This is a genomic window from Streptomyces sp. NBRC 110028 (assembly GCF_001417735.1).
Lineage (GTDB): Bacteria > Actinomycetota > Actinomycetes > Streptomycetales > Streptomycetaceae > Streptomyces.
Genome location: NZ_BBUZ01000024.1, coordinates 349,673 through 369,617, shown reverse-complemented (window position 1 = coordinate 369,617; position 19,945 = coordinate 349,673). Strand labels below are relative to the sequence as shown.

General features: G+C 72.5%; 20 protein-coding genes. 11 read left to right on the top strand and 9 right to left on the bottom strand.

The genetic code is table 11. From position 1 onward, the window contains the following. Positions 1-45: 45 nt before the first annotated feature. From ASC60_RS10945 to ASC60_RS39000, 3 genes are all read right to left on the bottom strand, one after another. Positions 46-933: a phosphatidylinositol-specific phospholipase C gene (locus ASC60_RS10945; protein ID WP_055549390.1), complete on the bottom strand. Its 888-nt coding sequence runs from the start codon at positions 931-933 to the stop codon at positions 46-48. Between the two features lie 343 nt (positions 934-1,276). Further along, positions 1,277-1,918, bottom strand: a complete 642-nt coding sequence (locus ASC60_RS10940; RefSeq protein ID WP_055549389.1) for a cutinase family protein — start codon at positions 1,916-1,918, stop codon at positions 1,277-1,279. 81 nt (positions 1,919-1,999) lie between these two features. Further along, entirely contained in the window at positions 2,000-3,397 is a 1,398-nt protein-coding gene (locus ASC60_RS39000; protein WP_079038314.1) for a helix-turn-helix domain-containing protein, read from the bottom strand. 299 nt (positions 3,398-3,696) lie between these two features. Between ASC60_RS39000 and ASC60_RS10930 the strand changes: the two genes are divergently transcribed. After that, positions 3,697-4,695, top strand: coding sequence for an AraC family transcriptional regulator (locus tag ASC60_RS10930; protein ID WP_055549387.1), 999 nt, complete (start codon positions 3,697-3,699; stop codon positions 4,693-4,695). 21 nt (positions 4,696-4,716) lie between these two features. On the opposite strand, the gene ASC60_RS10925 is transcribed toward ASC60_RS10930, so the two are convergent. Then, on the bottom strand, positions 4,717-5,955 hold the full coding sequence (locus tag ASC60_RS10925; protein WP_055549385.1) for a magnesium and cobalt transport protein CorA: 1,239 nt from the start codon (positions 5,953-5,955) through the stop codon (positions 4,717-4,719). Between the two features lie 380 nt (positions 5,956-6,335). Here ASC60_RS10925 and ASC60_RS40705 point away from each other — a divergent pair, with 380 nt between their 5' ends. Continuing rightward, complete coding sequence (locus ASC60_RS40705; RefSeq protein ID WP_234356886.1) at positions 6,336-6,920, top strand: TetR family transcriptional regulator; 585 nt, start codon at positions 6,336-6,338, stop codon at positions 6,918-6,920. Between the two features lie 184 nt (positions 6,921-7,104). On the opposite strand, the gene ASC60_RS10915 is transcribed toward ASC60_RS40705, so the two are convergent. Continuing rightward, the gene (locus ASC60_RS10915) at positions 7,105-7,956 is read right to left on the bottom strand and encodes a helix-turn-helix transcriptional regulator (protein WP_055549382.1); all 852 of its coding nucleotides are present in this window, start codon (positions 7,954-7,956) and stop codon (positions 7,105-7,107) included. Positions 7,957-8,067: 111 nt separating this feature from the next. Between ASC60_RS10915 and ASC60_RS10910 the strand changes: the two genes are divergently transcribed. Next, on the top strand, positions 8,068-9,777 hold the full coding sequence (locus ASC60_RS10910; RefSeq protein ID WP_055549380.1) for an AMP-binding protein: 1,710 nt from the start codon (positions 8,068-8,070) through the stop codon (positions 9,775-9,777). 53 nt (positions 9,778-9,830) lie between these two features. Further along, complete coding sequence (locus ASC60_RS10905; protein WP_055549378.1) at positions 9,831-11,549, top strand: AMP-binding protein; 1,719 nt, start codon at positions 9,831-9,833, stop codon at positions 11,547-11,549. Positions 11,550-11,552: 3 nt separating this feature from the next. On the opposite strand, the gene ASC60_RS10900 is transcribed toward ASC60_RS10905, so the two are convergent. Continuing rightward, positions 11,553-12,272, bottom strand: a complete 720-nt coding sequence (locus ASC60_RS10900; RefSeq protein ID WP_055549376.1) for a hypothetical protein — start codon at positions 12,270-12,272, stop codon at positions 11,553-11,555. 36 nt (positions 12,273-12,308) lie between these two features. Beyond that, positions 12,309-13,001 (bottom strand): hypothetical protein, encoded by a 693-nt coding sequence (locus ASC60_RS10895; protein ID WP_055549374.1) that lies wholly within the window; start codon positions 12,999-13,001, stop codon positions 12,309-12,311. A gap of 205 nt (positions 13,002-13,206) precedes the next feature. Between ASC60_RS10895 and ASC60_RS10890 the strand changes: the two genes are divergently transcribed. The 7 genes from ASC60_RS10890 (at position 13,207) to ASC60_RS38995 (ending at position 17,433) form a co-directional block, all read left to right on the top strand. Continuing rightward, positions 13,207-13,458 carry a hypothetical protein gene (locus ASC60_RS10890; protein WP_055549372.1) on the top strand — a complete coding sequence of 84 codons (252 nt, stop codon included), beginning with the start codon at positions 13,207-13,209 and terminating at the stop codon, positions 13,456-13,458. Continuing rightward, positions 13,455-13,850: a helix-turn-helix domain-containing protein gene (locus ASC60_RS10885; protein ID WP_055549370.1), complete on the top strand. Its 396-nt coding sequence runs from the start codon at positions 13,455-13,457 to the stop codon at positions 13,848-13,850. The genes ASC60_RS10890 and ASC60_RS10885 overlap by 4 nt, the downstream gene beginning before the upstream one ends. 119 nt (positions 13,851-13,969) lie before the next feature. After that, the gene (gene uraD / locus ASC60_RS10880; protein ID WP_055549368.1) at positions 13,970-14,485 is read left to right on the top strand and encodes a 2-oxo-4-hydroxy-4-carboxy-5-ureidoimidazoline decarboxylase; all 516 of its coding nucleotides are present in this window, start codon (positions 13,970-13,972) and stop codon (positions 14,483-14,485) included. Continuing rightward, complete coding sequence (uraH, locus tag ASC60_RS10875; protein WP_055549366.1) at positions 14,485-14,814, top strand: hydroxyisourate hydrolase; 330 nt, start codon at positions 14,485-14,487, stop codon at positions 14,812-14,814. The genes uraD and uraH overlap by 1 nt, the downstream gene beginning before the upstream one ends. A 5-nt stretch (positions 14,815-14,819) precedes the next feature. Beyond that, entirely contained in the window at positions 14,820-15,701 is an 882-nt protein-coding gene (pucL, locus tag ASC60_RS10870) for a factor-independent urate hydroxylase (RefSeq protein ID WP_055549364.1), read from the top strand. Between the two features lie 23 nt (positions 15,702-15,724). Next, the gene (locus ASC60_RS10865) at positions 15,725-17,095 is read left to right on the top strand and encodes an 8-oxoguanine deaminase (protein ID WP_055549362.1); all 1,371 of its coding nucleotides are present in this window, start codon (positions 15,725-15,727) and stop codon (positions 17,093-17,095) included. Continuing rightward, positions 17,092-17,433 (top strand): PA14 domain-containing protein, encoded by a 342-nt coding sequence (locus ASC60_RS38995; protein WP_370592905.1) that lies wholly within the window; start codon positions 17,092-17,094, stop codon positions 17,431-17,433. Before ASC60_RS10865 ends, ASC60_RS38995 begins: the two co-directional genes overlap by 4 nt. A 162-nt stretch (positions 17,434-17,595) precedes the next feature. On the opposite strand, the gene aceB is transcribed toward ASC60_RS38995, so the two are convergent. Further along, positions 17,596-19,215 carry a malate synthase A gene (gene aceB / locus ASC60_RS10860; protein WP_055549360.1) on the bottom strand — a complete coding sequence of 540 codons (1,620 nt, stop codon included), beginning with the start codon at positions 19,213-19,215 and terminating at the stop codon, positions 17,596-17,598. A 114-nt stretch (positions 19,216-19,329) separates the two neighbouring features. After that, positions 19,330-19,938 carry an NTP transferase domain-containing protein gene (locus ASC60_RS10855; RefSeq protein WP_055549358.1) on the bottom strand — a complete coding sequence of 203 codons (609 nt, stop codon included), beginning with the start codon at positions 19,936-19,938 and terminating at the stop codon, positions 19,330-19,332. Positions 19,939-19,945 lie beyond the last annotated feature (7 nt).

The following is a 19,945-nucleotide window of genomic DNA, read 5'->3' as shown; positions in this document are numbered from 1 at the left end:
GGCTCATCCACCACGAGCCGCCGCCGAGCCGCCGCCGAGCCGCCGTCAGCCGGCCGGGTTGTGCCTCACCAGGGCGTCGACCAGGCCCGAGGTGGTGTTCGGGAAGTCCATCGGAACGATGCCGAGCCCCGTCCAGCCCTGGTTGCCCGATGCCTCCAGCAGGGACTTGACCTGCGGGTTCAGCCGGTCCGCGTTGGAGCGGGGCGGGAGGAGCGCGGCGGTGCTGACGTAGTTCATGTAGAGCTTGCCGGGCTGGGCCACCGCCTTGCGGAACTGCGCCTCGATCTTGGGGTACTTGCCGAACGGCTCCGCCATGTAGTCGTCCTGGATGTCGAACAGCTGCGGGTCCGCGTACCGGACGCCCGGCATGTTGCCCGAGTCGGCGAGCAGCACGACCCGGCCCCGGGCCTGCCCCAGGGTCGGGAGGGTGGCGTCGAGGCGGAAGAGGGAGCGCCAGCCCTTGCCGTCGAGATAGGTGTCGAAGATCCGGCGGAACTCCGCCTCGCTCTCCTTCGAGTACTCCTGCTTGACGCGCATCAGCACGGTCTCGGACGGATGCGCGGAGAGGAACGCGCGGCACGCTCCGAGGACGTCGTCGAAGTTGAGGTGCTGGTAGGAGGCGCCGTGGTGGATCGGGAAGGCGTTCTCGAACGCCCGGCAGCGGATGTCCAGGAAGCGGATGCCGCTGCTGAGCTGGTCGGCGATGGTGGTGTTCTGGCACTCGGTCCACGGCCCGCCGTGACGGGCCCCGGAGTCGTGTGTTCCGGGAAGGGTCAGCCGCTGCACGGGCGTGGCGTCGGGGATGCCGGACAGCCAGTCCGTAGCGGCCAGGGGCCGGGTGGGCGCCGCGGCGGCGGCGACCCCGCCTAACGCGGTGACCACTCCGGCGGTGGACAGTGCGGCCGCGCCCTTGAGAAAACCTCGCCGATCCATACGCATACTCCCGTCGCTCACCCGTTCGTACCGTGCGCACGGCATCGAAGCACAAACGAGGGCCCGGGAGAACGGGGAAGCGGTGAAGAGGGGGTGATCCCTGGTGACAATGGCGTCGCCGGTCGCCGCGTTCTTGTGAGCATGGGCATGGCGCCCACTCCGCGCAGTGCCGCGCCGGCGGTGTCGCTGACCATGGCGATGGTGCTCACGGCCGCCTCCAGCCGGCCACCTCGCCACAGGTGAAGCGGCTCGTCGTCAACCCGCCCGCGCACCCCGGTAGTCACCCACACGAGAAGGCCCCGGGAGGTGATCCTCCCGGGCCCTTTCGCAACGCCCGCGGGAATCAGACCTTGCCCGCGGCGAAGGTGGCCGCCGCGTCGGCGTTCGCGGTGTAGCCGAGGTGCGCTCCCACGTCGAGCCCGCCGCTCTCACAGATCGGGTCGCCCTTGGCGCAGAAGTCGATGGTGCGGCTCTGGTAGGTGCCGGTGACGCTCCTGCCGAGGGCCCGGATCGGGTTGCCGAACAGCAGCACGGCGGCGACCTTGGGTTCGAGCGCCGCGGGAATCGTGGCCACGATCGGGCTGCCGACCACCGCGCCCGCGCTGCTGATGCCGATCGAGTTGTCCACGACGTTCGCGCCCTGCGAATAGCCGACCAGCACGAAACGCTGGTCCGGGCAGGCGGCCGCCTGGCTCTTGACGTGGTTCACCACGTCCGCGTTGCCCTGCGCGGCCGACGTGAAGGAGAGGTCGGCGGGGTAGTTCACCTTGTAGCTCGACAGGGTTTTGCCGGTGATTTTCTTCTGCAGCGCCGCATAGACGGGGTCGCCGACGATGAAGCCGAGCGATCCCGGCTCGAAGGTGCCACGGGCCGCGACGACGTCGATGTCCGCGCAGGCGGCGGCCGTTGCGGTGGGAGCGGAGAGGGAGACCAGTCCGGCCCCGCCGAGCAGCGAGAGCACGGCGAGGCCCAGGCGAATGCGCATGGGAATCCTTTGAGGGTGGGGCGCGAGGAGTGCGCCGCGAACAAGGACGTCCCCAAGGTATGCGCGTGATCCGACCGAGTGTTATGGCCGGGAATTCAAATATTCCTCGCCTTTTTGTGCGGACGTGAGCCCCGTGAGCCCGGGGCCGAGTGAAGGGGATTCGTTGCGGAGCGCTTCGGCACGCAGCGCCAGGATGAGATCCAGACGGCTGCCGGGGTCCTGCAGCGCGTCACCGAAGAGCTTGTCCAGCTGGCGCAGGCGATAGCGGACCGTCTGCGGGTGGATGTGGAGGCGCGCGGCGACATCAGGCACGTTGCTGCCGCTGAGCAGCCACGCCAGCAGCGTTTCGGCGAGCCGCCCGCGCTGGCCCTCCGAGACCTCGGCGAGGGGCGCGAGGGCGCGCGAGCGGATCTGGGCGAGCATCGGCTCGTCGCTGTGCAGCAGCAGCGTCGACAGATGGTCGGCGCAGCGCACCACGCCCTGCCGGGGCAGGATCCCGCGGCCCATCAGCCCGAGGGCCCGGGTGGCCCAGTGCAGTGACCGGGCGGCCTCGGCGAGCGGGACGGTGGGGCCGATCGCGGCGGGCCGCCCGCGCAGCGCGAGGCCGAACGCCCGGCCACCGAAACCGCCGGAACCCCCGGAGCCGGAACCGCCCGAGCCGGAGCCCCCAGAGCCCCCAGAGCCCCCAGAGCCCCCCGAGCCGGAGCCCCCAAAGCCCCCGGAGCCGGAGCCGCCGGAGTCCTCGGGCACCGGCACCAGCATCCGCGGCGGCCGGGACTCCATGTCCACCAGCGCCCCCGCCGCCGCCAACGGCCACTCCTCCTCCCGTTGATCCGGGGTGGCCGCGAGCGCCACGACCGCGACGTGCCCCGGCACCGGCCACCGGGCGGAGTGCGCCAGGTCCTGCACCGCCTCGGGGGCCGCCGGCCCCTCGCCCAGCAGCAGTTCCAGCAGCCGGCGGCGGCGCCGCTCCAATTCGTCGGGGCTCTGCACCCGGGCCTCCGCGTATCCGGCCGCGGCCGCCTCCGCGACCTCGTGCACGGTACGGAACGCCAGCTCGCCCAGGGCCGCCACCACCGCGGAGTCCAGGCCCAGTTCCTCCGCCGTACGGCCCATCAGCCGCCAGGCGCGCAGGCCGCCGACCCGTAGCGCGGACTGCAGCGCGTCCAGGCTGCGGCCCTCCAGCGCCTCACCGCGCCCGAGTGCGTAGTACGTCGTGGTGATCGCGGCACCCTGGCCGGGGGGCGGTTCGGCGATGTGGTCGACGAACAGGGTCAGCGCCTGGACGACGCCCGATCTGAGGTGCGCGCGGTACGTCCCGTCGGCCGGTCGCGCGTACTCCGGGACCTGCCGGCGCACCTCCTCCTCGACCTCGTCGGCGACGGCTTCCAGCTGGTCGCGCAGCACTGTGGCCAGTTCGGGAGGGACCGGCGGGCGTTCGGGGCCGTCCGGTGCGCTGTGTGGGGTGGGGGCAGCCACGGCGGGCCCTCCGTTCAACCGGAAGCGGCTCACCCGCGGGCCGTTGCCCGACGGGTGCGGGATACGTCCGAGGTTGGACGGACGTCCCCTGCGCTCCGTTCCGTGCCCCGACGGCACCGGCCTCACTCCGGTGCCCCCGGCGCACCGGCGAGCATCGGTTCGGCAGACGGCACCCGCGAGCGGTGGGCCGTCGACGGTTGAAGCGCGGCCGGGGGTGGGAACCGCCGTGCGTGGAAAGCATGTACGTTTGTGACGCGAAGAGGGGATTCCGGCGACGTCTTCGCCGGCGCGGAGGGCACATGAGCAGCAGGCCGCTGAGCAGCAGGCCGCGTTTCCATGGTCCGGGCGACAAGACGGGCACGTTCGCCGTCGACGCCGACTCCACCGGCACCGGCCGGGGAACGTGGGAGCCGTTCGTCGACGCCTGGAACGACCGCATGGGAGACCTGTACCCGCTGCCGGAATTCACCGCTTCCACGATCGACGGCTTCCGGGGAACGATGCGCTCGGTGACCCTGCAGGACACCGCCGTCAACGAACTCTGGGGCTCTTCACCCCTGAGCACCCGCGCGGTCGGGAGACACGAGCACGACGAGATCAGGCTGTACGTCGGGCTGCGCGGCGCGGTGGCCCTGCAGAACCCGCACGATCAGGACGGTGACGCGTGCGTCTCGGCCGGCACCTACTTCCTGCACCACGTCGTGACGGAGAACCATTTCCACACCACGCCCGAGATCGGCACCCGCATCTTCATCTTCCCCGGCGACGCCTTGCGGTCCCTGGTCGCCGGGAAACCGCGCACGGGCCACGTCGCCTCGCCCGCGGCGCAGATCCTCATGGCACACACCAGCATGGTGCAGCGGACCGTGAGCGACCTCGGTCCCGCGGGCGCGCACGCGTCCCGCAACGCCCTGCTCGAACTGGCCAAGGGACTGATCCTCGATCACTTCGACGACCGTGAGCCCGCGTTCACCCCGGCGCTGGCCCAAGCGGCCAGGGACCTGGCCGATGCCCGGCTCGCCGACGCCGATCTCTCTCCGGCCTCGATCGCCGCGCACCTGCACGTCTCCGTCCGCACCCTGCAGCGGGCCTTCGCGAGTCTGGACGAGTCGTTCAGTGCCTACATCCGCCGCCGACGCCTGGAGGAAGCGGCCACGGCGCTCACCGCCCCCGGATCACGCCTCACGGTCTCCGAGGTCGCCGCGCGCTGGCACTTCGCCGACAGCAGCCACTTCATCCGCGCTTTCAAGCAGCAATACCAGGCGACACCTGCCCAATTCGCCCGCCGGCAGGCTTGACGACCCGGCCTTCCCTCCGCGTCAGAGCCAGTCCCGCCGCTTGAAGATGACGTACAGGCTGACGCACACCACCGCCATCAGCAGCAGTGCGAAGGGATAGCCCAGCACCCAGTGCAGCTCAGGCATGTGGGTGAAGTTCATGCCGTAGATGGTGCCGACCAGGGTCGGGGCGAACAGGATGGCCGCCCACGCGGAGATCTTCTTGACCTCCTCGTTCTGCTCGAAGCCCGCCTCCGCCAGCGCCCTCATCTCGGCGTTCTGCTGCTGGGTGACGAGGGTGGCGTTGACCGCGAGGATGTCGGTGAGGGCCGAGCGGAAGCCGTCCACGCGTTCGCTGGTGTGGGTGACGTGGTCGGCGACGTCCCGCAGATAGCGCTGCAGCTCGTCGTCGGTGCCGTACTTGTCGAAACCGGCCATCAGCCCGCGCAGCATCCCCACCAGCGGGCGGGTGGCGCGCTGGAACTCCACCATTTCGCGGGAGAGTTCGTAGATGCGGCGCGACACCGCGGGGTCGCCGCGGAAGACCTCGGTCTCGATCTCGTCGATGTCGTTCTGCACGCCCGCCACGACCGGGGCGTAGCCGTCGACGACCGCGTCCAGGATGGCGTACAGCACCGCCTCCGGGCCGAGGGCCAGCAGCTCGGGGGCCGACTCCAGCCGGGTGCGCACCGCCGACAGGTCCGGGGCGGCGCCGTGCCGGACGGTGATGACGAAGTCGGGGCCGACGAAGACGTGCAGCTCGCCGAAGTCCACCTCCTCGACCGCGTCGAGGTAGCGGGCCGCGCGCAGCACGACGAACAGCGTCTCGCCGTAGCGCTCCAGCTTGGGCCGCTGGTGCGCCTCCATCGCGTCCTCGATGGACAGCTTGTGCAGATCGAATTCCTCCGCGAGCGACAGCAGCTCCGCCTCGGTCGGCCGGTACAACCCGATCCAGGCCATCGCGCCCGGCTCCTCGCGCAGCCGCCGGAAGGTGGCGGCCAGGCTGTCGGGCGTGCCGACCCGGCGGCCGTCGCGGTAGACGGCCGCGTCCACCACGCTCTGCTCGTCGGCGACCGCCGTGCCGTCGACCGCGGCGGGCGCGGACCCGGCGCCCGGCGGGCCCGACGCCCCGGTCCCGGTCCCGGTCCCGGTCCCGGTCCCGGTCCCGGTCCCGGTCCCGGCACCGGAGCGCGGGCCGTGGCCCGCCGCGCGCGTCACCGCGGGCCGCAGCCAGGGGTACTTCTTCAGCGGGCGCGGGGTGTGGGAACGGCGCTCGGACATGAGGGGTCCTTTACGGGTAGCTGGCGCCGGGCCGCGCTGAGCTGTGGTGCGCTGTGGTGCGCTGCCTTCAGCGCGGCCGGGACGGGGTGGCGGCTCGCGGCATGCGACTGGGAGGTTCGCCGGTCATCGCGTGCACCTCACCTCCTCGTCGCGGGTCCCCTGGGCACCGGGCGCGTGGGGGCCGTGGGCGCCCCGAGCGCGCACCACGGGCCTCAGAGCAGGATATCCCCCGATATGCCCAGGCGGCGGCCGGGGCGGCCGGATCCGGAATCACCCGCTCCAAAGCGGTCTCGGGGCGTCGACGTGGCGTCGATGTGCCGTCCAGGAGAGCGGGTACCCGCTCCTGGCGTGCCCACGACCGGTTGCCTACGATTGTTGGCGTGGACGATCCCGGGCCCGGCCCCTGCGGCGGCGAACCCCGCCTGACGGGCGCCCGGAGCGCCGACCGCACCCGCGCCACCATCCTCCGCACCGCCCGCGCGCGCTTCGCCCGGCACGGCTACGAGCGCACCACCATCCGCGCGATCGCCGCCGACGCGGCCATCGACGCCTCGATGGTCATGCGCTACTTCGGCAGCAAGGACCAGCTCTTCGACGCGGCCCTCACCATCGACCTGCGGCTGCCCGACCTGACCGCCGTGGCCCGCGACGACCTCGCGCGGGTCCTCGTGCGCCACTTCCTCGACCGCTGGGAGGGCGACCCCGCCGACGACGCCCTGCTGCTCCTGCTGCGCTCCGCCGTCACCCACGAGCGGGCCGCCGAGCGGCTGCGCGAGATCTTCGCCGCGCAGGTCGCACCCGCCCTCGGCGACGCCACAGACCCGCGCCGCGCCGCGCTGGTCTGCGCCCAGCTCCTCGGCCTCGCCCTCACCCGCCATCTGCTGCGCGCCCCGGGCGTGACCGCCCTGACGCCGGACGAGGTGGTCGAGCTGTACGCCCCGGCCCTCGCCGCGGTCCTGGCGTAGCCGCCGCCCAAACCCGTGGAACCGCCGGCGCGTGTCCCCGAAGGCCGCGCCGCGCCCACCCGCGGCGGCAAGGGGCGGACACCTGAGGACGTGCCCGGCAACGCGGCGAGCGGGGCTGCCTCCCGGCGGCGGCCGGGTACGCGCGCCAGGCGTCGTGGACAGGGCGGGCCGGGGCCGGTACGCCCTACGGCAGCAGCCCCGCGCGGCGGGCCTCGACCACCGCGTGCAGGCGGGTGTTCGCCCCCAACTTGCGCATGCACGACCGCAGATAGCTCTTCACCGTCTCCGGCCGCAGCCCCAGCCGGTCGGCCGCCGCCGAGTTCGTCGCGCCCGAGGCCACACAGGCCAGGACGTCCACCTCGCGCGGGGACAGCTGCACACGTCCGCCGGACGCCCGGTCGCGGCCGTCACCCGACGAGGCGCGGGCCAGCCGGCCGCAGGCGGTCAGAATCTCCGCCCGCAGCTGCGGATCGGCCACCCGCTGGGCCAGGGTCCGCAGGTCGACATGGGCCGCGCGGACCTCCTCCCAGGCCGCCGGGTCGGCCTCCGCCTCCGGCACCGGCTGCTCCGCGACCGCCATCAGCCGCCGCGCCTCGTCCTGCGCGGCGAGGGTCCGCTCCAGCTCGCGGGCGGCCTCCACCGCCGCGCTCAGGGCGCGGTCGCCGAGGATCAGCGGCTGCCGCAGCGCCCCGTACAGCAGGCCGCGCACCCGGCCGCGGACGACCACCGGGACGGCCATGATCGAGCGCAGCCCCTCGGCGCCGACCGCGCCGTCGTACTCGTGGCTGATCGCCCGCGAGAGGAGATAGTCGATCACGGATATCGGCCGGGACAGGGTCAGGACCTTGCCGCCGAGCCCGTTGCCCGCGGTGATGGCGAGGCCGTGCAAGGAGTCCGTGGTGGTCCCGGTGAGTTCGGAGATACGGAACTGCTGGGCGCCGGAGAACAGTCCGCCGAAGGCGACGGGCAGCCCGCCGCGCCGGCGCATCCGCAGCAGCGCTGTCCGTACGTCGACGGCACGCTCCGATTCCGCCACGGTTGCCTCCCCGAAACGTCACCACCCCCGTCCGGGGGTGGTGAGACCCAGATCACCCGTCGCACGATGCTAGCGAGCGGCACCGCAATTCAGGAGGAAGAAGTGACAGCAATGAGTCCCTCTCACGATTTCCGCGTGGCACGGGACTTCCTTCTCGACCGCCGCGAGGATTACGCGGCGGCGTACGAAGGGTTCAGCTGGCCCCGCCCGGACCGTTTCAACTGGGCCCTGGACTGGTTCGACCAGATCGCGGAAGGAAACGGACGCACCGCTTTGCGCATCGTGGAGGAGGACGGCCGGGAGACCCGGCTGAGCTTCGACGCGATGCGCCGCCGCTCCGACCGGGCCGCGAACTGGCTGCGCGCGAGGGGCGTGCGGCCGGGGGACCGGATCGTGGTCATGCTCGGCAACCAGCGGGAGCTGTGGGAGACGGCGCTGGCGGCGATGAAGCTGCGCGCCGTCGTCATCCCCGCGACCCCGCTGCTCGGCCCGCTGGACCTGGCGGACCGCATCGTCCGCGGCCGGGCCAGGCACGTGATCGTGCGGACGGCGGACACCGGCAAGTTCACGCAGGTGGCGGGCGACTACACCCGCATCGCGGTCGGCGGCGCGCCGGACGGCTGGCTGGCGTACGAGGACGCCGGGACGGACGCGGTGCCGGAGGAGACCCCGGACGGGGTGGCGGCCCTGGCGGACCGCTTCGTACCGGACGGGCCGACCCGCGCGGACGACCCGCTGATGCTCTACTTCACCTCCGGCACCACCGCCCGGCCCAAGCTCGTCGAGCACACCCACATCTCGTACCCCATCGGCCATCTGTCGACGATGTACTGGATCGGTCTCAGGCCCGGCGACGTCCACCTCAACATCTCCTCCCCGGGCTGGGCCAAGCACGCCTGGTCCAACCTCTTCGCGCCCTGGAACGCCGAGGCGACCGTCTTCATCCACAACTACGCCCGCTTCGACGCCACCCGTCTCATGGCCGAGATGGACCGCTGCGGCGTCACCACCTTCTGCGCCCCGCCCACCGTCTGGCGCATGCTCATCCAGGCCGATCTGACCCAGCTGCGGCGCCCCCCGCGCGAGGCCGTGGCCGCCGGTGAGCCGCTGAACCCCGAGGTCATCGAGCACGTCCGGCGCGCCTGGGGGGTGACGATCCGGGACGGCTTCGGCCAGACCGAGACCGCCGTCCAGGTCGCCAACACCCCCGGTCAGCCGCTCAAGACCGGCTCGATGGGCCGCCCGACCCCCGGTTTCAGCGTCGTCCTCCTCGACCCGGTCACCGGCGAACCCGGCGACGAGGGCGAGATCTGCCTCGACCTGACCGGACGCCACGGCCGCCCCGTCGGCCTGATGACGGGGTACGAGGGCGACGAGGAGCGCACCGCCGAGGCCACCGCGGGCGGCTACTACCGCACCGGCGACATCGGTTCGCGTGACGCGGACGGCTATGTCACGTATGTCGGGCGCGCGGACGATGTCTTCAAAAGCTCGGACTACAAGATTTCGCCCTTCGAGCTGGAGAGCGCCCTGCTGGAGCACGAGGCGGTCGCCGAGGCCGCCGTCGTCCCGGCGCCCGATCCGGTGCGGCTGTCCGTGCCGAAGGCGTACATCGTGCTGGCCGAGGGCTGGGAGCCGGGGCCCGAGACGGCCAAGGTGCTGTTCGCGCACTCCAGGGCGGTGCTGGCGCCGTACAAGCGGGTGCGGCGGCTGGAGTTCGCGGAGCTGCCCAAGACGGTGTCCGGCAAGATTCGCCGGATCGAACTACGGGAGCGCACGGCGATCGGCGACGGCGTCGAGTTTCATGAGGGAACCTCATGAACAGCAGCTCCCCCTCATATGACCGAAACGGCATGTGACCGCAAGGAGACACCATGATCGAACCGATCTCCGACGACCCGCCACCGGCTCCAGCCGTCCCCGCCGCCCTCTCCTACGCCAGCGGCACCGGGGACCTGCCGCTGCTCGGCGACACCATCGGTGCCAACCTCGCCCGGGCCATCGAGGCGTACGGCGACCGCGAGGCGCTGGTCGACGTCCCCTCCGGCCGCCGCTGGACGTACGCCGAATTCGGCCGGGCGGTCGAGGCGGTCGCGCTCGGGCTGATGGCCAAGGGCGTCGGCAAGGGCGACCGGGTCGGCATCTGGGCGATCAACTGCCCCGAATGGGTGCTGACGCAGTACGCCACCGCCCGCATCGGCGCCGTCATGGTCAACGTCAACCCCGCCTACCGCGTCCATGAGCTGCGGTACGTCCTGCGGCAGGCCGGGGTGTCGGTCCTGGTCTCGTCCACCGTGCACAAGGACAGCGACTACCGCCGCATGGTCGAGCAGGTGCGCGCCGAATGCCCCGCCCTGCGCGATGTCGTCTACATCGGCGACCGCACCTGGGACGGGCTGGTGCGCGCGGGGGAGGGGGTGCCGAAGGAGAAGCTGGCCGAGCGCGAGGCCCGGCTGTCCTGCGACGACCCGGTCAACATCCAGTACACCTCGGGCACCACCGGCTTCCCCAAGGGCGCCACCCTCTCCCACCACAACATCCTCAACAACGGCTACTTCGTGGGGGAGACGGTCGGCTACACCGAGCACGACCGGATCTGTCTGCCGGTGCCCTTCTACCACTGCTTCGGCATGGTGATGGGCAACCTGGGCGCCACCACCCACGGCGCCTGCGTCGTCATCCCGGCCCCCACCTTCGAACCGGCCGCCACGCTCTCCGCCGTCGAACGGGAGCGCTGCACCTCGCTGTACGGCGTCCCCACCATGTTCATCGCCGAGCTGGCCCTGCCCGACTTCGCCACCTTCGACCTCTCCTCGCTGCGCACCGGGATCATGGCCGGATCGCCCTGCCCGGTGGAGGTGATGCGGCGGGTGGTCGCCGAGATGCACATGGCGGAGGTGTCCATCTGCTACGGCATGACCGAGACCTCCCCGGTCTCCACCCAGACCCGGCGCGACGACGACCTCGCGCGCCGCACCGGCACGGTCGGCCGGGTGCTGCCGTACGTCGAGGTCAAGGTCATGGACCCGGTCACCGGTCTGACCGTCCCCCGCGGCACCCGGGGCGAGCTGTGCACCCGCGGCTACTCGGTGATGCTCGGCTACTGGGAGGAGCCGGAGCTGACGGCCGAGGCCATCGACCCGGCGGGCTGGATGCACACCGGGGACCTGGCGGTGATGGACGACGACGGCTACGTCCAGATCGTCGGCCGGATCAAGGACATGATCATCCGCGGCGGGGAGAACGTGTACCCGCGGGAGATCGAGGAGTTCCTGCACACCCACCCCAAGATCGCCGATGTGCAGGTGGTGGGCGTCCCCGACGAGAAGTACGGCGAGGAGATCCTGGCCTGCGTGATCCTGCGCGAGGGCGCGGGCTCCCTCACCCGCGACGAACTGGCCCGCTTCTGCCGCGGCCGGCTGGCCGCCTTCAAGGTGCCGCGCCATCTGCGCGTCATGGACGCCTTCCCGATGACGGTCAGCGGCAAGGTCCGCAAGGTCGAGCTGCGGGAGGCGGGCGCCCGCGAAGCGGCCGGGGTGCCGGAGACCCGCACCGACCCGGACCGCAGCCCCCGGCCCCAGCCCGCCCGGTGACCGCTACCGCACCGCGTCCGGGAGGCAGCCCCTCACCCCGGACTCGGCGCCCCGGCTGAACGCCGACACGCGCTGCGAGGCGTCGCCGTGGTCGGAGGTGTTCGTCCACGGCGTCGCGTCGGCGAGCGCCGACAGCGCGTCGGCCAGCTCGTCCGTATCGCCGTCCTCGAAGGTCAGGGTGCGGTCCCGGGCCGCGCCGAAGAGGACGGCACCGGCCAGGCAGTCGGCCTGGAGTTCGCGGGCCAGGTCGACCAGGCCCGCGTCCAGCCGGTTCTGGACGGCGTGCCCCCACTCATGGGCGATCACCAGGTAGACCCAGGCATCCCCCCGCCGATGGCCCGCCCGCATCAGGTCCATGTCCCACGCCACGTAGTCGCCGCCCGGGCAGTAGACGGCGTTGTCGTCGGGGAGCGGGGTGCCCCCGCAGGAGGGCCCGCCGGCGGCGGCGCCGTCGTACGCCCCCAGCACCCGGGGCGGGCGGTAGGCGCCGGTGAAGAACTCGCTCCAGTGGGTGGACCAGTAGGTGGTGGTGATGGACACCGCCGCGTCGATGTCCTCCTCCACGCTGTCCCCCGCCCCCGGATCGGGGACGCTCGCGCTCGGGCTCGTCCCCGCGGGCCGCGGCAGCCCACTCCCGCCGCAGCCGGAGACGGTCAGCAGGGCCAGGACGGTCAGAACGGTCAGGACCGCCGCCGCGGTCCTCGGGCACCACGGGACAACCATCGAATGCGGCCTCCGGCCGGTCGTGAACGGTGCGGCTCATCCGCGGGGCGGGCCGCAGCGGATCAGCGTGTCCGCGGGGTCGTTGACGGGCTGTGGGGTGCCCGTCAGGTCCATGATGAAGAGCGGAATGTGCAGCGCGTCCGCGCGCGCCCGCGCCTCCCTGGCGTAGCCCGCCAGCGAGAAGAAGACGCTCAGCGCCGATTCGTTGAGACCGTTCAGCCACAGGCACTCGACCTCGCGCAGCCCGGTGGGGCGGGTCGTCGGATCGACCTGGGCGACGACGCCCTTCCCGTACAGGTCCACCCCGGCGGCCCCCGGGTCGTCCAGGCGCCGCAGACAGCCGAAGCCGAGCCACCGCAGATACTGGGCGGCGGCGGTGACCGCGTCCCGCGCGGTACGGATCGTCACCGGCCGGAACGCCGGACGCGCCGCGGGCTCACCCTCCTGATCGTCGCCCGGGGCTTCCGACACCCCCGCGACCGGCACCCGGATGACCGCCCCGCAGCCGCAGCCGAACTCCGGCTGCGGCCAGTGCCCCTGACGCCCGCAGGCCGGGCAGTCCACCGCCACCCATATGTCCTGCCAGGTGCGGTGCTCGATCTCCTCCGGCGTGCCGTCGCGCGGCACCGAGAGGGTGAGCGGCGCGCCGCACGGGCACGGGAAGGTGGGCGGAGTGAACGACTGCTCGCGGCGGCACGCCGGACAGCGCACCGGCACGCTCTCTGTCATCTGACGCTCCGTAGCGGATGCCTGCGGTAACGGGGCCATGCTCCAGCACGCGGGGCGGTGACGGGAGGGATTCGGGTGTTTGCCCACCTCCAGTGGGACGCCCGTGTGAGGCCGGGCTGGACACCTGGCGGATGGCGGCCGGAGCCCGCGGCGCGCGCGGGTCGAGGGCTGCCGGAGCCGCGGGCGGGCGCAGTAGGTTGGCCGCGTGAGATTGAGGGTTGAGTTCACCACCGAGCCGTTCGACCTCGACGACGTGCCGCCGCATGCCGTGGCCGCCCGCGAGGCGGTTCGGGCCGCGCCGCTGGACACCGTCGACATCGGCCCGTTCGGCAACACCGCGGAGGGCCGGGCGGACGCCGTGCTGGCCGCCGTGGACGACCTGTTGCGCAAGTCCCTGGACGCGGGCGCCACCCGGGTGTCGCTCCAGGTCAACGTCGTCGCGGAGCCCGACGCGTGACCGGCCCGGCGGACCATCCCTTCGTCTCGGCCGTCCGGCCGCTGGTCGACGCGATGGGCGGCGAGCTGATCGCCCCGGACCGGGCCCGGGACGACGATGTGGTGCTGTCCTGGGAGGGCCGCGCGGTCGTGGCCGTACGTCTGCCCGACATCTCGGCGTCCCTGGACCACATCCTCGCCGACCTCGGGCGCCGCCACGGCGTGCCGCTGTCGGCCCTGGACCGCAAGACCAAGCAGGGGATCGTCCGCGCCCTGGAACAGCGCGGCGCCTTCACGGTGCGCCACGGCGTCGAAACGGTCGCGAGCGCGCTCGGGGTGAGCCGCTTCACCGTCTACAACTACCTCAACCGGGAGAAGGACGCCGAGCGCCCGGAGCCGCGACGACCCGCCTGACGCCGATCAGGGGCCAGACGGCGGAGCGTCCGGCCTCGGCGCAGTGGAGGAAACGGCGTTTCCAGCCCTGTCTTCAACAAAGTGTTGACGGGCGCCGGGGAAGCTCCTAGCTTTCGGGTGTGACTACCAGCGCTCCACCGGGCCTGGCCCGGTTCAACGCGGCGGACCGGCCGGACGCGGCCGCGCTGCTGTACGAGGTGTGCGCCAGCCGGGCCTGGGGCGCGGCGGTGGCCGCCGGGCGGCCGTACCGCCACGTGGACGCCCTGCTCGGCGCGTCCGACGCGGCCATGGCCGGGCTGACCGACGGCGACCTCGCCGAGGCCATGGCCGGGCACCCGCCCATCGGGCGGCCGAAACCGGGCGACGCCACCTCGGCGCGCGAGCAGAGCGGGGTGGGCGAGGAGTCGCGGGCGGAGCTGCTGGAGCTGAATCTCGCGTACCAGGAGCGCCACGGCCAGGTGTTCCTGATCTGCGCCACCGGCCGCACCGGCGAGGAGATGCTCACCGCGCTGCGCGAGCGGATCGGCAACGACACGGCCACCGAACGCGAGATCGTCCGCGCCGAACTGGGGAAGATCAACCGTATCCGGCTGACCCGCCTGGTCACCGCGGAAGCGGCGGAAGGAGAACGGTGATGGCGAACGGCACCTCCGTGTCCACGCACATCCTGGACACCAGCCTCGGCCGCCCGGCCACCGGCGTCCCCGTCGAGCTGTCGGTGCGCCCGGCGAGCGGCGCCGACTGGGCGGCGCACGCCGCCTCCCGCACCGACGCCGACGGCCGCTGCACGGATCTGCCCGCCCTGCCGGAGGGCACCACCCAGGTACGGCTGCGTTTCGAGACCGAGTCGCGCGGGCCCTTCTTCCCGGAGGTGACGGTCGTCTTCGCCGTCGAGCCCGGCGAGCACTACCACGTGCCGCTGCTGCTCACCCCGTTCGGCTACTCCGTATACCGAGGGAGTTGAGCCCGATGCCCCTGCTCGGCCAGAACCAGTACGGCAAGGCGGAGACCCGCGTGGTCCGGATGGTGCGCGACGGCGCCGTGCACCACATCAAGGACCTGAACGTCTCCGTCGCGCTCTCCGGCGACATGGCGGACGTCCACCGCCACGGCGACAACACCGGCGTGCTGCCCACCGACACCATGAAGAACACGGTGTACGCCTTCGCCAAGAAGCACGGCATCGCCACCGCCGAACACTTCGGCGTGGAGCTGGCCCGCCACTTCGTCGGCAGCCAGGACACGATCCGCAGCGCCCGCGTCCGGATCGAGGAGTACGCCTGGGAGCGGATCGAGACCGGCGGCGAGGCCCGGCACTCCTTCGTCCGCGCCGGTCAGGAGACCCGTACCGCCCAGATCCGCTACGACGGGCGGGACTGGGAGGTGCTGTCCGGGCTTCAGGGCCTCACGGTCATGAACTCCACCGACTCCGAGTTCCACGGCTACGTCAAGGACGCGTACACCACCCTGCCGGAGGCGCGCGACCGTATCCTCGCCACCGATGTGCACGCCCGCTGGCGGCACGGCTGGAGCGACGGCGCGCACCCGGAGCCGGACTGGGACGCCGCGTACGACGGGGCGCGCGCCGATCTGCTGGCCGCCTTCGCCGAGACGTACTCCCTCTCGCTGCAGCAGACGCTGTACGCGATGGGCGCGCGCGTCATCGAGCGGCACCCAGGGATCGAGGAGATACGGCTCTCCCTCCCCAACAAGCACCACTTCCTGGTCGACCTGGCGCCCTTCGGCCTCACCAACGACAACGAGGTCTACTTCGCCGCCGACCGGCCGTACGGGCTCATCGAGGCCACCGTCCTGCGGGACGGCGCCGAGCCCAGGATTCCCACCGACTGACCCCCACCTGAAGGGCCCGCCCCGTGCACCGCATCGTCATCGAGAACTGCGCCGTCGCGACCGTGGACGCACAGGACACCGAATACGCCTCGGGCCATGTCGTCGTCGCGGGCAACCGCATCGAGTCGGTGGGCCCGGGCCCCGCGCCCGAGGGCCTGGAGGGGGTGGTCCGCAGGGTCGACGGCACCGGCCATCTCCTCACCCCGGGCCTGGTCAACACCCACCACCACTTCTACCAGTGGCTCACCCGCGGTCTCGCCCAGGACCACAACCTCTTCGACTGGCTGGTCGCGCTCTACCCCACGTGGGCCCGGATCGACGAGCCGATGGTGTACGCCGCCGCCCGCGGCTCGCTCGCGATGATGGTGCGCGGCGGCGTCACCACCGCCATGGACCACCACTACGTCTTCCCGCGCGGCTCCGGCGATCTGCTGGGCGCCGAGATCCGCGCGGCACGCGAGCTGGGCGTGCGGTTCACCGCCGCGCGCGGCTCCATGGACCTCGGCAGCTCGGACGGCGGGCTGCCGCCGGACTTCGCCGTCGAGACCACCGAGGACGCCCTCGCGGCCACCGAGGAGGCCATCGACACCCACCACGACGCCTCGCCGGACGCGATGCTGCGGATCGTGGTCGCGCCCTGCTCGCCGTTCTCCGTCACCACCGACCTCATGCGGGAGAGCGCCGAGCTGGCCCGCCGCAAGGGCGTCCGGCTGCATACCCACGGCTCGGAGACGGTCGAGGAGGAGAAGTTCTGCCACGAGCGGTTCGGCACGGGGCCGACCGACTACTTCGACCGCACCGGCTGGCTGGGCGAGGACGTGTGGATGGCGCACTGCGTCCACATGAACGACGACGACATCGCCGCCTTCGCCCGCACCGGCACCGGCGTCGCCCACTGCCCGTCGTCCAACGCCCGGCTCGCCGCCGGGATCGCGCGGGTGCCGGATCTGCTCGCCGCGGGCGTGCCGGTCGGGCTCGGCGTGGACGGCACCGCCTCGAACGAGTCCGGCGAGCTGCACACCGAGCTGCGCAACGCCCTGCTGATCAACCGGCTCGGCGATCACCGCGAGAAGGCGCTGACGGTCCGCCAGGCGCTGCGGCTCGGCACCCACGGCGGGGCCAGGGTGCTGGGCCGTCAGGACGAGATCGGGTCGCTGGAGCCGGGGAAGCTGGCCGATCTGGTGCTGTGGAGGCTGGACGGCCTCGGCCACTCGACGATCGCCGACCCGGTCGCGGCGCTGGTGCTGGGCGCGGCGGCGCCGGTGACCCTGTCACTGGTGAACGGCGAGCCGGTGGTGGAGGCGGGGCGGCTGCTCACCGCCGACGAGGACGCCGTCGCGCGCGACGCGCGGGACGAGGCGCGGCGGCTGGCCCGTATCGCGGCGGAGGAGTGATACGTCGGAGGGGGCCGTGCCGTGTACGGCGCGGGGAACGCCGGGCTGATGGCCGAACCCGGGCGCGGATCGACGGCCGGCTGTTCATCGACAGCGCCACCCCGCACGGGGCACAGGTCGACAAGGCGACCGTGGATCTGCGGGCCGGACAGCGCCATTCGATCGAGATCGAGTACACCGAGCGGACCGGTGAGGCGCATATGAGGCTGCTGTGGTCCAGCCCCGGCCGGCCGCAGCAGATCGTGCCGCGCGGTCGGCTCGGGCGTGTTTCGAAAGTCCCGCCTGCCCCGCGACGCCTGGCACGCACGCTCGCTGCGTTGTCGGGATCGTCCGAGTAGGCCCGCTACGAGGACGACCCTCCGCCTTGCGATCGCACGCACCAGACGCCGCGGGGCCCGCCCTCCGGGCGGACGGCGCTACTTTCGAAACACGCCCTACCCGTCGTCACGCGACACGAGGGGCCCCGGGATGTCCCCCGGGGCCCCTCGCCGCGTCCGCGCTCAGTCCAGCAGCTCGTACGCGGGCAGCGTCAGGAACGCCGCGTAGTCCTCGTCCAGCGCGACCTTCAGCAGCAGATCGTGGGCCTGGCTCCACCGCCCGGCCGCGAAGGCCTCCGGCCCGACCTCCTCGCGGATCGCGGCCAGCTCCTCGGCGGCGACCCTGCGCACCAGGTCGGCGGTGGCCTTCTCGCCGTTCTCGAAGACCACTCCGGCGTTGGTCCACTGCCAGATCTGGGAGCGGGAGATCTCCGCGGTGGCGGCGTCCTCCATCAGGTTGAAGATGCCGACGGCGCCCAGGCCCCGCAGCCACGCCTCGATGTAGCGGGTGCCGACCTGCACGGCGTTGCGCAGGCCGTCGAAGGTGGGCTTGGCGTCCAGCGAGGCGATGTCGATCAGCTCGGCCGCCGTGACCCGCACGTCCTCGCGCAGCCGGTCCTTCTGGTGCGGACGGTCGCCGAGGACGGCGTCGAACGATTCACGGGCGACCGGCACCAGATCGGGGTGGGCGACCCACGAGCCGTCGAAGCCGTCGTTCGCCTCACGGTCCTTGTCGGCCCGCACCTTGTCGAACGCGACCGCGTTGACCTCGGCGTCCCGGCGCGAGGGGATGAACGCCGCCATGCCGCCGATCGCGTGGGCGCCCCGCTTGTGGCAGGTGCGGACCAGCAGCTCGGTGTAGGCGCGCATGAACGGGGCGGTCATCGTCACCGCGTTGCGGTCGGGGAGGACGAAGCCGGGGCCCGCGTCGCGGAAGTTCTTGACGATGGAGAACAGGTAGTCCCAGCGGCCCGCGTTGAGCCCGGAGGCGTGGTCGCGCAGCTCGTACAGGATCTCGTCCATCTCGTACGCCGCCGTGATCGTCTCGATGAGCACGGTGGCGCGGATGCTCCCTTGCGGAACGCCCACGTAGTCCTGCGCGAAGACGAAGACGTCGTTCCAGAGGCGGGCCTCCAGGTGCGACTCGGTCTTCGGCAGGTAGAAGTACGGGCCCTTGCCCTGGTCGAGCAGGTGGCGCGCGTTGTGGAAGAAGTACAGGCCGAAGTCGACCAGCCCGCCGGGCACCGCGCGGCCCTCGGCGTCCCGCAGGTGGCGCTCGTCGAGGTGCCAGCCGCGCGGGCGGGCGACGACGGTGGCCAGCTCCTCGGCGGGGCGCAGCGCGTAGCTCTTGCCCTCGGGGGAGGTGAAGTCGATCCGGCCCCGATACGCGTCGGCCAGGTTCAGCTGGCCGCCGATCACGTTCGCCCAGGTGGGCGCGGAGGCGTCCTCGAAGTCGGCGAGCCAGACCTTGGCGCCCGAGTTGAGCGCGTTGATCGTCATCTTGCGGTCGGTGGGACCGGTGATCTCCACCCGGCGGTCCTGGAGGGCGGGCGGGGCCTCCGCCACGCGCCAGTCCGGGTCCTCGCGAATGTGCGCGGTCTCCGGCAGGAAGTCCAGTGTGCTCGTACGGGCGATCTCGGCCCGTCGCTCGGCGCGGCGGGCGAGCAGCTCGTCGCGCCGAGGGGTGAAGCGGTGGTGCAGCTCGGCCAGGAAGGCCAGGGCCGCGTCGGTCAGCACCTCTCCCTGACGCTCCAGCGGCTCGGCGTCGACGATGGCCAGCGGGGGTGGCGCTGTGGCGGACATGGGCGTTCACTCCTCAGTCGATAACGATTCTGGATATTAATTTCCTCATCGTGGAAGTTCAATCGGCTGGCGATGTGAGACTCACTGCACGCCACCGCGTGCGGGGCATGAGGCTCACCGCAGCAGCGCCAAGTCCTCCGGGGTGTCGATGTCGTCCACCCGGGCGATGTCCGCGCAGTCGACCCGGATGATCTCGGCCTGATGTTCCCTCAGATACGCGCGTGCCCCACGATCCCCCTCCGCACTCGCCGCCACATCCGCCCACCGGTCGGCGCCGAACAGCACCGGATGCCCGCGCCCGGTGCCGTACTCCGCCGTCACCAGGCTCCCCGCGTCACGGCAGGCTTCCCGTACGCGCTCCACCGCCGGCGCCCCGATCCCGGGCTGGTCCACCAGCGTGACCAGCACCGCGCGCGCCCCCGTACCGCGCAGCGAGGCCAGCCCGGCCCGCAGCGAGGTGCCCATGCCCCCCTCCCAGTCGGGGTTGTCGACCAGGACGCACCCCGGCAGCCCGGCCCGCTCCCGCACCGCCCCGGCGGCGGCGCCCAGCACGATGTGCACCGGTGCGCAGCCACCCTCCCGCAGCGCGCGCGCCGCGTGCTCCACCAGCGGCCTGCCCCGGTACTCCAGCAGGGCCTTCGGCCGCCCGCCCAGCCGCCGTCCCCCGCCCGCCGCCAGCAGCAACCCGGCGACCTGCGCGTTGTCATCAGAGGTGCGATCCATGGCCCCT

Bases quoted from the DNA above. Each gene is read 5' to 3' on its own strand.
- aceB (WP_055549360.1), bottom strand. From the start codon at position 19,215: ATGTCCGCCACAGCGCCACCCCCGCTGGCCATCGTCGACGCCGAGCCG.
- ASC60_RS10940 (WP_055549389.1), bottom strand. From the start codon at position 1,918: ATGCGCATTCGCCTGGGCCTCGCCGTGCTCTCGCTGCTCGGCGGGGCC.
- ASC60_RS10925 (WP_055549385.1), bottom strand. From the start codon at position 5,955: ATGTCCGAGCGCCGTTCCCACACCCCGCGCCCGCTGAAGAAGTACCCC.
- ASC60_RS10910 (WP_055549380.1), top strand. From the start codon at position 8,068: ATGAGTCCCTCTCACGATTTCCGCGTGGCACGGGACTTCCTTCTCGAC.
- uraH (WP_055549366.1), top strand. From the start codon at position 14,485: ATGGCGAACGGCACCTCCGTGTCCACGCACATCCTGGACACCAGCCTC.
- ASC60_RS10855 (WP_055549358.1), bottom strand. From the start codon at position 19,938: ATGGATCGCACCTCTGATGACAACGCGCAGGTCGCCGGGTTGCTGCTG.
- ASC60_RS10930 (WP_055549387.1), top strand. From the start codon at position 3,697: ATGAGCAGCAGGCCGCTGAGCAGCAGGCCGCGTTTCCATGGTCCGGGC.
- ASC60_RS10905 (WP_055549378.1), top strand. From the start codon at position 9,831: ATGATCGAACCGATCTCCGACGACCCGCCACCGGCTCCAGCCGTCCCC.
- ASC60_RS10945 (WP_055549390.1), bottom strand. From the start codon at position 933: ATGGATCGGCGAGGTTTTCTCAAGGGCGCGGCCGCACTGTCCACCGCC.
- ASC60_RS10895 (WP_055549374.1), bottom strand. From the start codon at position 13,001: ATGACAGAGAGCGTGCCGGTGCGCTGTCCGGCGTGCCGCCGCGAGCAG.
- pucL (WP_055549364.1), top strand. From the start codon at position 14,820: ATGCCCCTGCTCGGCCAGAACCAGTACGGCAAGGCGGAGACCCGCGTG.
- ASC60_RS10900 (WP_055549376.1), bottom strand. From the start codon at position 12,272: ATGGTTGTCCCGTGGTGCCCGAGGACCGCGGCGGCGGTCCTGACCGTT.